Genomic DNA, 13592 nt, shown 5'->3' with positions numbered 1-13592 from the left:
TCTATACGCAACACCTCTGTTCTGGTGTAGCTCACGTGGCATGGCGTACATCAGTTGAGGGAGAGCACCACGTTGAGGGCGTTTGCTGTGACCCTGCCGTCTGGGCAGCGGTACTGGACGGTGTTGGACGGGGCGTTGGTCCCGGTGGCGGCTGCGGACCGGTATCTGCGGCACGTGCGGTTCGGGATGGGCAAGACGGAGTCGACGACGGAGACGTACGCGTACGGGCTCGCGCTGTTCCTGCGCTGGTGTCTGCGTACGGGTCGGGACTGGCGTACGGCGGCACCGGATTTGGGTCTGTTCATGACGTGGCTTCGGTACGCGCCCCGGGGCGTGTCGGGCCTGGAGCCGGCGTCGGGGGCGTCGTTGATGGTCGGGCCGGGGCGCAAGCCGGTACGCAGTGAGAAGCGGGTGAACGGGGTGCTGACCGCGGTGCGGGGGATGGTCGCGCACGCGGTGACGCATGGTGACGCCCCGCAGTGGGTGCTGCCGGTGCTGTTCGATCTTGCGTCGACTGAGGATCTGCCGGCTGTGGCCCGGGGCGAGGGTGCCGGGACGGGGCTGCGTTTGGGGGTGCGGCACCGGATGAAGGAGCCGAAGCGGCCGGTTGACCGGGCCAGCGATGAGGAGATTCTGGGTCTGCTGCGGGCCTGCCGGACGGCGCGGGACCGGATGATGCTGCTGTTCATGGGCCGTGGTGGTCTGCGGCGCGGTGAGCTGGTGGGGCTGCGGCGTGAGGACATCCACTTCCTGGTCAGCTCTGTGTCGCTGGGTTGTTCGGTGGCGGGGCCGCACTTGCATGTGGTGCGGCGGGAGCTGAACCCGAACGGTGCGTGGGCGAAGTCCCGGCGTGAGCGGGTGGTGCCGGTGGACCGGCTGCTGGTGCAGGCGCACGACCGTTACGCGATGGAACGCCTCGCCTGCCGGGCTGCGGAGGCGTGTGACTTCGTGCTGGTCAACCTGCAGCGCGAGCCCTTGGGGGCGCCGATGCCGCCGCGGGCGGTGAACGGGCTGCTGACGGCGCTGAGCGAGCGGGCGGGCCTGTCGCGCAGGGTTCGTCCGCATCAGCTGCGCCATGCCTTCGTCAGTAATGCGCGAGCGGCGGGGGCGGAGTGGGATGAGTTGTCGGAGCTGATGGGCCACGAGTCGCCCGAGTCCTTGGTTCCCTATATGCACCTGGATCCGCAGGTGTTGCGGGATGCCGTCGAGCGGGTTCCCTCGCCGCGGCTGCTGGTCACGGGTGGGGAGGGTCGGAAGTGACGATCACTACGTTGGGTGAAGCCGCGCGGCTCACTGACTCGGAGCCGGAGTTGGAGCGGCTGCGGACCCGTCTGGATCCGCAGTTCCTGGCGGAGGCCGGCTGGGACGAGGACCGCTTGGTGTTGATGATCCCGCCGGGTCACCCGCTGCTGGCCTGGACGCCGTGCGTCAACGCGGTGTGCTCGGCCAGCGCTACGCTGTTGTCGGGGCTGTGTCATGCCTGCCAGACACGGTGGAACCGGTCCGGACTGGCGTTCGCCGAGTTCTTGGGCAGCGTGGAGGCTGAGAAGAAGAAGCCGCGGCAGCGCTGCCACGTCCCTGACTGCACGCGGATGTGGGGCAGTTCGGTGTCGAAGCTGTGCGAGCCGCACCGCTCACGGTTCCGCAAGCTGGGACTGCCGATGGCGGAGTTCTTCGCTCACCCGCTGGTCAAGCCGATGCCGCCGCTGGGGATCTGCGGTGTGGTGGCGTGCACGCGAGAGCGGGAGCTGACGACGAGCCCGTACTGCCAGGCGCACATGACGAAGTGGAAGCGCCTGGTGCGCGACGGCGAGCCAGAGTCCGCGGACGAGACCCGCTGGGCCCGGACGGAGGCGCCGGCTCCGGCCACCCCCGGTGAGGTCCCGCTGATGGGGCTGTCCCCGCTGATGGTGGTCGAGGTGCTGTTCGCGTTGCAGGAGCGGATCGGACAGGAGGTGAAGGTCTCGCCGAAGAAGCTGCAGTCGACCGTCAACTGGATCCGCCGGCAGGAATTCCCGTCCCTGATGGACGTTCCTGACCGCGAGGAGAAAAGCAAGGAGAAGAACACCGCCGCCATTCATGCCCGGCTGCTGCGGGACCACGTGGTCCGCGCGCTGTTGGACCCAGAGGTTGAGCGGCGCAAGCCGGATCTCTGGGACGCCCGCGCGTGGGGTCACCGCGGAGTGCTGAACTTCACCGGCATCAGCCAGAAGTGGCTGCGTGAGGCGGTGATGATGTGGCTCGTGGATGAGTTGCCGCGTCACTACGGCAAGAGCGCCACCCGGTTTTTGCAGGCTCACGTCGGCGCGGTGGTGCGGCTGTCGAAGAGTCTGCGGGCCTTCCGCGAGGACGGCGGCGAGATCCGGACGGTGGTTGCACGGGCAGATATCGAGAACTTCCTCGGGCGGCTGAGTTTCCAGGTCGGCCAGGTGGACCACGAGATGACCGAGAACTTGAGGTGCAACACCCTGCGGATGCTTCGGAAGCTGCTGAACCGCACCCGGGCCCTGGGTGCCTCACGGCCGGGCGGGCCGATGGCGGGCGTCTCGGAGGACTTCGCGCTGCGGGAGTCGGACGTCCCCAAGGTGGACAAGCGTCGCAAGCCCCGGGACCTGCCGCTCGCGGTGATGCGGCAGGTCTGCGGACAACTGGACCGGCTGGAGAAGGAGGCATCGCGCGAGGTCCGGGTGGCCGTCGACATCATGATCGATACAGGGCGGCGTCCGGATGAGATCTGCAAACTGGAGTGGGACTGCCTGGCCACCGACTCGCGGGGGAAGCACGAGCTGATCTGGACGAACTTCAAGTGCAACAGGCTCGGCCTGCAGTTGCCGATAGCCCAGGCCACCGTCGAGGTGATCCGGGCCCAGCAGCAGCGGGTGCGGGAACGGTTTCCTGATACGCCGCTGTCGGAGCTGGTGCTGCTGCCGTCCTCGATCCGCAACCCGCGCGGCACGCGGTCGGTCGCCATGGGCACGGTCAATGACCGGCATTCGGAGTGGGTGGCCGCGATGCCGCCGATACTGCTGGACGACGGCAAGACCGAGTTCGACCGTTCCAAGGTGGTGATGTATGCCTATCGGCACAGTTATGCCCAGCGTCACGCGGACGCAGGGGTGCCGATCGACCAGCTCCGCAAGCTCATGGATCATGATCTTCTGGAGTCGACACGCCGGTATTACCGGGTGACGGAGGAGCGGACCCGCAAGGCCGTCGATACGGTCGCCCGGTTTCACTTCGACCGGCACGGGAACCGCATCTGGCGCGAGGCCCGGCAGCTGATGGAATCCGAGCATGTGCGCCGCGGCCTGGAGTCGGTACCGGTGGCGTTCGGCGGCTGCGGGGAGCCCTCCAATGTCCAGGCCGGCGGGGGCGAGTGCCCGATCCGGTTCCGGTGTCTGGGCTGCGACCACTTCGACACCGATGTGTCCTATCTGCCGGACTTGGAGCGATACCTGTCCGACCTGCTGCAGTCGCGGGAGCGGATCGCGGCGTTGACCACGGCGGATGAGTGGGCCAAGGCCGAGGCGATGCCGTCGCAGGAGGAGATCGGGCGGGTCCGCCGGCTGATCGCAAACGTGAAGGAGACCCTCGGCGACCTGGAGCCGGACCAACAGGACCAGGTGCAGGAGGCGATGGTGACGATCCGCAAGAGCCGGGCTGTCATGCTCGGGATGCCCAGCGTCGGGCAGCCGGTGCCGGACGTTCGACCGGAAAGGCCCTGACCGATGAGTAACCCCGGCTCCCGCCGCACCCAGGCGATGGTCCGCGGCCGGCAGGCCGACACCGAGCGCCGCCGGGCCCGCGTCGAGCAGGCCCTACGGGACCTGCAAAAGGCGGGCGAGGAGGTGTCGGTGACAGCGGTGGCCCGGCGGGCGAGGGTGGACCGCACCTTCCTCTACCGGCACCGTGACCTGCTGAGCGAAGTCCACATCGCTGAGCGGGCCCCCGCCGCAGATGCGGTCGGCGGGGCCGGGGTCTCACGGGCCTCACTGATGGCCGACCTGGCTGCGGCGAATGAGCGCAATGCCCGGCTGGCCGGTCGCATCGCCTTGCTGGAGGGCCGGCTGTCGCAGCTCATGGGCGAGCAGGTCTTCGCCGAGGCCGGACTTGGCGCCCCCGAGAGTACGGAGAAACTGCAGCAGCGCATCGTCCAGCTCGAACAGGACAATGCCGATGTGAGGCTGAAACTGGACGAAGCTCTGGAAGATCTGGAGGCTGCGCGGGCAGCCAACCGCGAGTTGACACGGGCGTTGAATCAGCCGGGCTGAGCGCGACCAGACCGCGACTGTCCATCAAAACGGTACGGCGCCCGCCCTGCGCGGACGGTTTCGTCGTGCTTCCTCGCAGGTGGGTGGCAGCTCCGGCGTCCGCATGGGGACGAAGGCGTCGGCGCCGCGATGTCCCTGGCCCATTCCGTGAAGTTGTGGCTGGGGAATTACGCGACGTTCCACAACATCTGCTTCGAGGAGGAAGCGGGCCAGGGGCTGAGGCCGCCGAAGGGACGCACCTGGGCACCGCGCGGGAAGACCCCGGTGATGCGGGTACGCGGCAGCAACCGGGGCCGGATCTCGGTCGCCGCGTGCTGTGCCTCAAGCCCGGCGCGCGGCCGCACTTGTTCTACCGACTGCACGTATGGCGGGGCCGCAAAGGCGAGCGCAGGAGCTTCGCCTGGCGGGACTATCGCGACCTGATCGTGCTCGCACACCACCAGCTCGGCACTCCCATTGTGTGGGTGCGGGACAACCTGAACGTCCACCTGGCTGGGGAGCTCGCCGAGTTCATCGCAGAGAACAAGAACTGGCTGACCGTGTTCCAGCTGCCCTCCTACGCGCCCGACCTCAACCCCATCGAAGGTGTGTGGTCGCTGGTCAAACGGTCGCTGGAGAACTTCGCCGCCGCCAACCTCGACCACCTGGCCCGCGTCATTAAACGCAAGCTGAAGAAGATCCAGTACCGCCCGCACCTGCTCGACGGCTGCCTCGCTGAGACCGGCCTGATCATCGAGACGCGATAACCGAACCAAGCCGCCTCGCGAATTCAACCTCAGCAACGCCGTCGCTGCGAAGCCGGGTATCGGCTCGCGCGAGACGCTACGCAAGTGGATCCGCCAGGACCAAGTCGACTCCAGCCAGCGTCCAGGAACCATGACGGAGGAATCCTATACGAGGCCAGAATCGTGATCATCCAGGAGGATCGCTTCTTTAGGAAAAGTCCTCATAATCGACCTCGGCTAGTTCCAGCGAGTATTGCGGCGAGTCGAACGGTTCGACTCCTCTGCGGTCTAGTTCAGCTCTGTGGAGGAAACGTTTGCGGATGCCCATCGAACGGAACAGCGGGGTGAGGTTTCCTCTGGCGAGGATCTGTGTAGCAATGTTTTGCGACTTGACAACTTCCAAACCAGACTCAGCAGCGGCCAGACCTACTGCGTCGACTGCACCGCTCAGTTCAACGGTGGAATCCTTTCCACCCGAGACGAGAATCGTCGCCCGCGCGGCGTGAACGACCTCGGTAACCACGATCAGTCCATCGTCCCATGTGCCGTCTTCATAGCGCCTAAAAATCTCGCTCTCGAGCGTTTTTGGGCTGCTGATGACCTCGCTTGCACACTCTTCCGCCCGGAAAAGCACGGCGCCTTCGCTTCCGAACTTCACCGTTAGTACCCCGCCCACTGCACCTGGATCAAGCGCTAGTGCTTCAGCACGGGACCTAGAGGAAATTTGAACCCCCTCCGTCGAGACGTAGTCGAAGGTTCCCGTCGCGCTTTCTCTTCGCGACCCGAACGGAAGGTTGTAGTCTTCCCATGAACCCAAGGAATCGTATGTATAGCCTGTGAGCCGACCAACGTCTCCAAGCCGAACAGTCACTGTGGGCAACCACGTCGCCGAGTACCCGAATCGCTCGCGCAGCTCTCTGGTGTATCTCGCCTGCACTGACATATGATCACCTGTTTTAGATTTAAGCTTGAGGTGGAAGGCCAGGACGGCCTGAACGAGGCCGTGACGCCGAGTGGTGCTGCACCGAATCTTGCGCAGGCGTCAAATCTTGAGGTGGCTATGGCCCATTCGCCGAACATGCAGATCCGGGCATGAGGTTTGAGGAACTCCCTCTCAAAGATTTATCAGAGGTAGAGGCTGAGCGGCATATTCTCTACCATTCCTTTGAAGTCCTTCGTGTGGCGCTGTGCAACTTCTCGGTATTTTTCATGCAGTACCTGGACAACATCGAAGGTCCTTTCCGGTGTGGCAAGCTCGGCACGACTCGCTGCGAGAAGAGTTCGCACGGTGTCGACCATTGCAGTGTTAAGGACGCTCCATAGCGGGATGCCGACCGCGCCCGCGCCCGCAGCAACGAATGCGCGCAGGAAACCGACTACGTCCCCTCCTCCAGTCTGCGCGGATTGGCCCGCGAGACAGGCTCCGACGATGGTCAGTTTGTTGCGCGGCAGTCGCAGACGCAGCGCGACGTCATACTGCGTCAGCAGCTCGTCGCCACCTAGTATCAAAGACGGTCCAAGCTGTCCGAACGACTTGTGATATTGGCCATGGCCAGCATAGAGAAAGAACTCCGGTTTAGATTCGTTGATCACTGCGACACCGTCCCAGTCGGCCTTAAAGACCTGAACTGGTTCCTTCAGCCGATGCGGCCGATCGCCGGCGATGACGATCTGCTCGGCCGGCCACCCACTATCAACCACTTCGTCGCCAATCGCTGGCACCCCGTCCTCATCGGGGTCGCTGGTTGCTGTTTCCTCGTCCGCCACAATGATCGCCGCAAGGTTATCGTCGGGCTCTACCGGCTGGCGCTTAAGTAGGTGGCGGCTCCTTCCGACGAAGGCAGTCGCGCTGACCGACTGCGACAACGGCACCATGGCGGCCAATGGCAGAGTGTTGGCCCCCGGAGGCGAAGCGATATGAAGAGGAAGGGAGAACAGCTCATCTACGGGGATGATCACCAGATGGGTCAGATTCCCTCCCGCGTTAGCCATCTCCCAGATTGGGGCGATGAGCAGGCTCCAGAGGTGTTCACTTTCGTGTTTCGTAGGCGGAAGGTTGATGTCCAAATCCCGGATTAGGGCCTCTATTTCCTCATACGGGATTCCTTTGACACAACTCAGCGCGCCACCTCGGAAAACGAACGCTCCCAGGTGGGTTGCCTTGCCAGGTCCGTAGCTGAAGTAGCGCACTACGCAGGTGCCTGGATTGTTCACTGCGAACATGCGGACCCTAAGACTAATCTCCGGGTCGTGTGGCGCACTCTCCAGCGGTTGGTGCAAGAACTGCTTCTCGAACTCGGTTTCGCGGGCGGCGAGAGTCTCGCGGAGCGCCTCCACTATCTCCGGGGTTGCCGCGCGTAGCCCGGCTCGGCGCAAGTGCCGCTGCCTGGAGCGCGTGATTCCGGCCTCCAGCTTGGTCGGTGGCCTCGCACCACCGGCTTTGGATGTGTCTTGGGGTTGCGGAGCGACGGCAGGTGGCGACGGACGGCCTAGTTGGGGCAGGTTCATGCTGGACAACAGGTCCAGCAACTCCCGCGCAGACGACTCCTCAGCGAGCGCGAAAGCTTGCTCGGTCGTGTTGCGACCTGGTGTGTCACCGTCTGTCAGAAGGTCTGCTACCCGTTCGAGAAAGTTCGGCCGGACCGCCACGGCGTAGGCGCGTTTGTAAGCAGGGGTCGCCACCACGCGGCGTATCGAACGCGCCATTTCAAATCGCCGTCTAATGGCCTCATCGACGAGGGAACTGTAGTAGCACGGATCTGACCTGCCCAAGCTGTCGCCGAGGTCCTTCACCAGCTCCTCAAAGAATCGGACCGTGAAACTTTGAAGATCGATGTCGAAGCCAGCGCTCTTGCCGCCTCTGGAGCCAACACCCAACTCTTCCAGAAGGTCACGGAGCATTTTGACACCACCGATGCCGCCACGCAATTTTGCCAGGTTCTGGCGTGCAATAATGTGACCTCGCCGCCATTTCCCCTTCTCGAGCTTCTCATAAAGCTCGATCGCCTTGTCTGGCTGACAGCGCGCCTGATGGTTCAGTGACTGGCCAATCCGGTAGAAGTCCCCCAAGCGTTCCGAGATTTCAAGTGACTCGCGCGAAGCCTTCAGGGAATCACCCGTCTTCCCTTGCTCGCGGTAGGAGATCGCTAGATTGTGTAGAATGCTTGAGTACCCGCGCAAAAACTCCTTCTCCCGGACCGCGAGATCTTCCACATCTTCCACCGGCGAGATCGGACGTTCTTCGATCTCTTCGGCCGCGCGAGATCTAATGCGTTCCATTTCCATCACGAGTTTGGCTGACCCCTTCTCTGCGAAGGTGGCTCCGTAGGTCTGTTTCTGTTCTTCAAATTGCGCGCGAATGAAGTTGCTGTCGATGTCTGGTAGGCACCACCAGAGGTTATGCTTTCTGGCAATGTTCCCGGCGGATTCAAAGGCTATTCGAGCGCGAGCGAAGCTGCCCAGTCTGTAGAGAATCCTTCCCGTGCCATCTGACCACCGTGCGGCCACATAGGGTTTGAATTCGTTGCCAGGCTGGACCGAACCGGCCATACACTCTTCGCCCAGTTGCTCAGCCTCGGCGCGAGAAGCATCGATGATCCTCAGCCCCTCAAGGAGGTCGTACTCTACGTCGGCACGGACGAGCTCACACCAATAGGCGCCCACACGGACAGGCATCGGCCATCTGGGTCCGAATGCCTCCACGATGCGCAGGACGCCGATAGCGTACCGATGCCGCATAGGTACATCGAAGTCAACGTCGTAGCACAGGATTAGGTCGACAACATCCTTTTCCTGCGCGTCCGCCCAGCTTATGATCCTGTCGCTCAACACGCCGACTCCTTCGAGTCGCAGCCGATTCGATTCTGTAACGTGGTACCACTGGGGCATAGGTCACAGACGGTGACAGAATTCCTATCGGAAGGGGTCTCTTGTGAACTATAAGGAGAGGCTGACGCGCTACCGGGAGATCCGCGCGGCGCTGCCCGATCTATTTACCAATCCGCCCGACGCACCCGTCGAGCTCATTACAGGCGCGGAGGAGATCCGCTTGATCGAGGAGGAGGCGATGCGGAGACTGGCTGCCCAAGGTAATCCCCCTGAGTGGGGTCGCCTAGGCGTGGTCTTTGAGGACCCTTACAGCGTCACATTGCGCGACGCTGTCCGCAAGCCCGGTGGTCAACGGGGGACGTACTCACGTCGTATCAATCCCGGCAACGCACCCGGCGTCGTCGTCCTCCCCGTGCACCCGGATGGTCTCATCTTGATCCGACATTTCCGGCACAGCACCCGGGGGTGGCATCTAGAGTTCCCGCGTGGCTTTGGAACGCCCGGAGAGCGTTCCGAAGACGACGCACGGCGCGAACTATTGGAAGAGATCGGCGCCATCGCCGACACGCTCACCTCGCTGGGCTCCATGTACCCCGACACTGGCCAGATGGCTACATCGGTTCACCTCTACCTTGCGGAGATCAGCAAGTACCAGCTGGCCGATAAGGAGGAGGGGATCGGGAGTATCCAGGCCGTCAGCTCAGCTGAACTGGCTGATCTGATCCGAACCGACACCATCACAGACGGCTTCACCATTGCTGCCTACACCAGGGCCGTGCTCCGGGGGCTCCTTCCCCACGCGATCTGACGGCGCTTCATCCACAGAAGGGAACCGGGCTGTTTCAAGGTCTGGGTTGTGAAGCAGGTCACGCTGGCGTGGCGTCTGTCGGCCGCCCGTCTCGCTTTGTCCCAGCCGTGCGCCAGCGGTCCTCGGCCCAGTGCCCGTTTCAAGTGCTCCCACTGCTGCGGAGTCAGCCTCTCCACCGACATCGGGCCCTTGGACCGCAGCGCGTCCAGGCCGCCCTCGCGCCAGGCCCGGCGCCACTTCTCCACCTGCCGCTTGCCCACCCGTAACTCGGCGGCGATCTCAGCGGTCTTCTCACCCGCGCGAACCGCGCGCCAGCCTCCAATCGCACCCGCTCCCGGGCCTTTTGCCCTCTCGTCGTCAGCCCGCCACCCTGCGCATACCTCACACCCGGCACCGCAGCGAATGCACATGACAGTCACCCCGGTATCAGCCATGCCCCTGACCGGCCACCCGCGTCGGCGGGAAGTCCAACTCCGACACTCATTCCCCCTTTTGCGTAACCCGCAGCCACCCGGTGTCGTCCACACCCCATGCGGCACGCCCTTGTGATACTGGATTCACCTTGTCCACCGGAAAACCTCAACACACCACCCCGGCCGACTTATATGCCGATCATGCCGCTTCGACACGCCCAGCAACGAGTGGGTGACTCACTAGCGCATCCGCACCGGCCGCAAGATCGGCTCGGCAGCCCTGGTCGCCGACGGCCTGCCCGCCCGCACCGACGGCTTCACCTCCCTGGCCATCCCAGCGATCGCCTCCCATCTTGCACAACACCTGTTGCACTCGATAATCTCTCCTCGATCGGCCGCTGAGCTGCACAATTCGAGATTCCTGCAACGCTCAGAGCACGCGACCCCAACAAAAGCAGGGTGGCGAAGCCGACGACGCTGCCGTCGATCTCGACCGGGTCCAGGATCGCGCGCGGCGCGATCACCCCGGTGCGGCCGACCGCCCAGTCGACGCCGACGAGCCGGGTGATCTTGTGCACGGCGGCGAGCTTGTACGCGATCGCCCAACGCGGCGCACGCGACCCGTTGCCCGCGTCGGCCTGGTCGGCGGCCGAATCGGCCTTGATCACCACGCCGTCGATCCCGAACGGCAGGTCCGGCCGCATGGCGGCGATCGCGTCCACGGCCTCCTGCACCTGAACCAGCGTCGGACACACCCGCAGCCCGGCGGGGGTGCCACCGGTCGTGTTCACCCCCAGGTTCGCCACGGCGGCCATCACCTCGGAGTGCGTCGCCTCGCGCAGGAACGCGGCGAACGAACCGTCGTCATCCGCCACCGGCATGCCGACGTAGCCGTAGAACGTCGTGGGGATCGTGTACGGCCGGTCCTTGGCCCGCAGCGTTCCCGCCGCCCCGCTGCGCGGGTTGGAGAAGACGGTCGCGCCGTTCTCGACGCGTATCTCGTTCGCCCGCTCGAACTGCTCCCCGGTCAGCAGGATCTCCCCGCGGACCTCCATCGACACCAGCTCCGCCAGCCGCTCCGGCAGACCCTGCACCGTGCCGATCGCATGCGACACGTCCTCCCCGGCGATCCCGTCCCCGCGCGTGACCAGTTGCTCCAGGCGGCCCTGGCGGTAGTGGGCCGCGACCGCGAGACCGTCCATCTTCGGCTCGACGGTGAACCCGTCGACCGGCCGGCCCAGGCGCCGCTCCAGCGAAGCGCCCCAGGCGAGGAGCCCGTCCGGGTCGAACACGTTCGCGATGCTGAGCATCGGCACCGAGTGGGGGACGTCCCCGGGGGCGAGCGCCCCGGCGGCGACCTTGCCGACGGGGGACTCGGCGAGGACGTGGTCGGGGTGCTCGCGCTCGTATGTCTCGATGCCGCGCACCAGGGCGTCGTACACGTCGTCGTCGAGCGCGGAGTCCGCGCCGCCGTAGTAGGCCCGCGCGGCGGCGGTGACGGTCTCGACGGCCTGGGCGTAGGCGTCGAGGTCGGCGAGAGCGGCGGCCGGCGCCGGGGTGTCGGTCATGCGGACGATCATCGCCGGAGGCACCGACACGCGCCGACCCCCGTCGTGCCGAGCCGGCGATCTCGTGAGGTGTTCGGCCGCAGACCGAGAGGAAGCGCCTCGAACCCCACCGTCCCGAGGGCGTGGAGCGGAGCGCTTCAGCCGGTCTTCCTGCGTGACCGGGCCGCTGCGCCGCCCTTTTTCGTGCCGCTCTTGGTGGCGGTCTTCGGCGTCGTTCGTTTCGTGTCGGGACGGCCCTTGGTGGCGGCCTCCACGCTGGCGGTCAGCGCGGACATCAGATCGACGACGTTGTTCGCGGTCGCGGTGCGCTCGGCGGCCTCGTCGGGGTGGATGCCGGCGGCCTTGGCCTCGACAAGGGCGTCCAGGGCGCGCTGGTAGTCGTCCTGGACGTCGGAGAGTTCGAAATCCTCGCTGAGGGTGTCCATGAGTGAGGCGGCCATCTTCAATTCCTGGGGGCGGATGGTCACCTCGCCCTGCGGGGCGATGCCCTCGGGCGCGCGGAGCTCGTCCGGCCACAACATCGTCTGGAGAGTGAGGATGGCTCCTTGCACGCGGACCAACGCCAGGCTCTCGCGGGTGGACAGAGTGATCTTGGTGACCGCCGCCCGGCCCTGTCCGGCGAGGGCCTCGCGGATGAGCACGTATGGCTTGGTCGCGGTGGGGCCGGCGGGCCCGAGGTAGTAGGGCTTGGACAGGGCGAGCGGGTCGATGTCGGCCTCGTCGACGAACGCGAGCACGTCGACGATCTTCTTGCTGGGCAGCGGCAGCTCGGCCATGTCCTCGTCGGTGAGCACGACTTGGCGCCCGTCCGAGGACTCGTAGGCCTTGGCGATCTCGGCGTAGGGGACCTCCTCGCCGTCCAGCTCGCAGATCCTCCGATATCGGATTCGGCCGCCGTCGCTCTCGTGAACTTGATGCGCCGCGGAGCGACTCTCCGAAACGGTTGCAGGATACAACTCGACCGGGATGCTCACCAACCCGAACGAGATGGACCCCTTCCACGTCGCCCGCATACACACCCCTTGCCAAATGACATGAAATGACCGCTTTCGATCGTATGGGATCAATGCGGTGGTGGCCAGGAACGCTTCGTCACCGACCGATGCCGGCGGGGGGCGAGTCGGACACGCCCTCGGTCGCCGAGATGGGCGCCGGGGGCGGCCGGGCCGGGCGGGGCCGGCGTGGCGGGGTCGAGCGGCGGTTGTCGGTGCGGCACCGTAGCGTCCGGTTTCGGCTCCCCACTCCGGGGTGCGGTGTGGAGGATGTTCCCGATCGGGGGTGGGTGCGATTCCCGTCGTTGATTCCGCGCGTGGTCTCGTGTTCGTCGACAATCATTCGCTGCACCTGGTCGCGGGGGAGAGGTTTCCCTGGGACTGGCCGTATTCCGTGGACACCACCGGTCTCGTCGAGGCTCGCGACGACGAGGTCCGCTTGAGCACCGGACTGGCGACGTGTGTGCGGATGCCGTTGACGGTGGAGGTCCACGACACGGACCCGGGCACGCCCGCAGGCGAGTGGGAGGACGTCGCGGAGTCCTCGCTGACCGTGCACACCGACGACTTCCACACCGTGGAGATCACCGACGTCCCCTCCGTGCGCCTGCCCCTCGGCGCCGACGGGGCGGCCACGTACCGGGTCCGGGTCCACGCACACGGACGCGACCTGGAATACGACGGCAGCGCCGGCGACCCTGCGGGCGAGCGCTACCTCGTCCAACTGTGGTCCGCGGCCCACGCCCCGGACCGCGTCGTGCGCCTGAGCGACGCCGCCCGGCACAGGCTGGACGCCGCGATCGCCTACGCTCGCAATCCCCTGCCACCCGTCCCGCTGCCGCCCGGGATTCCGCCCGGGCGGCCCATGACCGAACCGCGTCCGATGTCCACGCCGGCGTCGGGCAGCGGGCAACGCCCCACAACCATCGGGGCCATGCGGCGGGCCGCGGACGACGACCGACGGATTCCTCCCGCCCGTTAGCCTGC

Annotated in this window: 10 protein-coding genes and 2 pseudogenes; 7 read left to right on the top strand and 5 right to left on the bottom strand. The window is 65.5% G+C overall.

All coding sequences use genetic code 11. The features are described from left to right. Positions 1-87: 87 nt before the first annotated feature. The 4 genes from OG928_RS47635 (at position 88) to OG928_RS47620 (ending at position 5017) form a co-directional block, all read left to right on the top strand. Positions 88-1260, top strand: coding sequence for a tyrosine-type recombinase/integrase (locus tag OG928_RS47635; RefSeq protein WP_406292204.1), 1173 nt, complete (start codon positions 88-90; stop codon positions 1258-1260). 50 nt (positions 1261-1310) lie between these two features. Then, positions 1311-3725: a tyrosine-type recombinase/integrase gene (locus OG928_RS47630; RefSeq protein WP_406292202.1), complete on the top strand. Its 2415-nt coding sequence runs from the start codon at positions 1311-1313 to the stop codon at positions 3723-3725. 3 nt (positions 3726-3728) lie between these two features. Beyond that, on the top strand, positions 3729-4271 hold the full coding sequence (locus OG928_RS47625; protein WP_331738279.1) for a DUF6262 family protein: 543 nt from the start codon (positions 3729-3731) through the stop codon (positions 4269-4271). 311 nt (positions 4272-4582) lie between these two features. Continuing rightward, a complete protein-coding gene (locus OG928_RS47620; RefSeq protein ID WP_406292201.1) occupies positions 4583-5017 on the top strand; it encodes a transposase in 435 nt (144 codons plus the stop codon). A 187-nt stretch (positions 5018-5204) separates the two neighbouring features. On the opposite strand, the gene OG928_RS47615 is transcribed toward OG928_RS47620, so the two are convergent. Together OG928_RS47615 and OG928_RS47610 are read right to left on the bottom strand one after the other, a co-directional pair. Next, positions 5205-5654: a hypothetical protein gene (locus tag OG928_RS47615; RefSeq protein ID WP_406292199.1), complete on the bottom strand. Its 450-nt coding sequence runs from the start codon at positions 5652-5654 to the stop codon at positions 5205-5207. Between the two features lie 467 nt (positions 5655-6121). After that, positions 6122-8827, bottom strand: coding sequence for a CHAT domain-containing protein (locus tag OG928_RS47610; RefSeq protein WP_406292198.1), 2706 nt, complete (start codon positions 8825-8827; stop codon positions 6122-6124). 100 nt (positions 8828-8927) lie between these two features. On the opposite strand from OG928_RS47610, the gene OG928_RS47605 reads away from it, so the two are divergent. Beyond that, positions 8928-9632 carry an NUDIX hydrolase gene (locus OG928_RS47605; protein WP_331738270.1) on the top strand — a complete coding sequence of 235 codons (705 nt, stop codon included), beginning with the start codon at positions 8928-8930 and terminating at the stop codon, positions 9630-9632. Here OG928_RS47605 and OG928_RS47600 read toward each other — a convergent pair. After that, entirely contained in the window at positions 9587-10042 is a 456-nt protein-coding gene (locus tag OG928_RS47600; RefSeq protein ID WP_331738850.1) for a helix-turn-helix domain-containing protein, read from the bottom strand. The two genes, OG928_RS47605 and OG928_RS47600, sit on opposite strands and share 46 nt — an antisense overlap. Before the next feature lie 226 nt (positions 10043-10268). Between OG928_RS47600 and OG928_RS47595 the strand changes: the two are divergent. Further along, positions 10269-10379 (top strand): annotated as a pseudogene (locus OG928_RS47595) (cation diffusion facilitator family transporter); the annotation flags it as partial. A 121-nt stretch (positions 10380-10500) separates the two neighbouring features. Here OG928_RS47595 and OG928_RS47590 read toward each other — a convergent pair. Continuing rightward, a pseudogene (locus tag OG928_RS47590) lies at positions 10501-11613 on the bottom strand (NAD-dependent DNA ligase LigA); the annotation flags it as partial. 137 nt (positions 11614-11750) lie between these two features. Continuing rightward, positions 11751-12626 carry a Ku protein gene (locus OG928_RS47585; protein ID WP_331738267.1) on the bottom strand — a complete coding sequence of 292 codons (876 nt, stop codon included), beginning with the start codon at positions 12624-12626 and terminating at the stop codon, positions 11751-11753. A 304-nt stretch (positions 12627-12930) separates the two neighbouring features. On the opposite strand from OG928_RS47585, the gene OG928_RS47580 reads away from it, so the two are divergent. Continuing rightward, complete coding sequence (locus OG928_RS47580) at positions 12931-13587, top strand: hypothetical protein (RefSeq protein ID WP_406292196.1); 657 nt, start codon at positions 12931-12933, stop codon at positions 13585-13587. Positions 13588-13592 lie beyond the last annotated feature (5 nt).

This window comes from Embleya sp. NBC_00896 (assembly GCF_045207785.1).
Taxonomy (GTDB): domain Bacteria; phylum Actinomycetota; class Actinomycetes; order Streptomycetales; family Streptomycetaceae; genus Embleya.
Note: the sequence above shows the minus strand (reverse complement) of the source record. Positions and strands in the feature narration are given on the sequence as shown.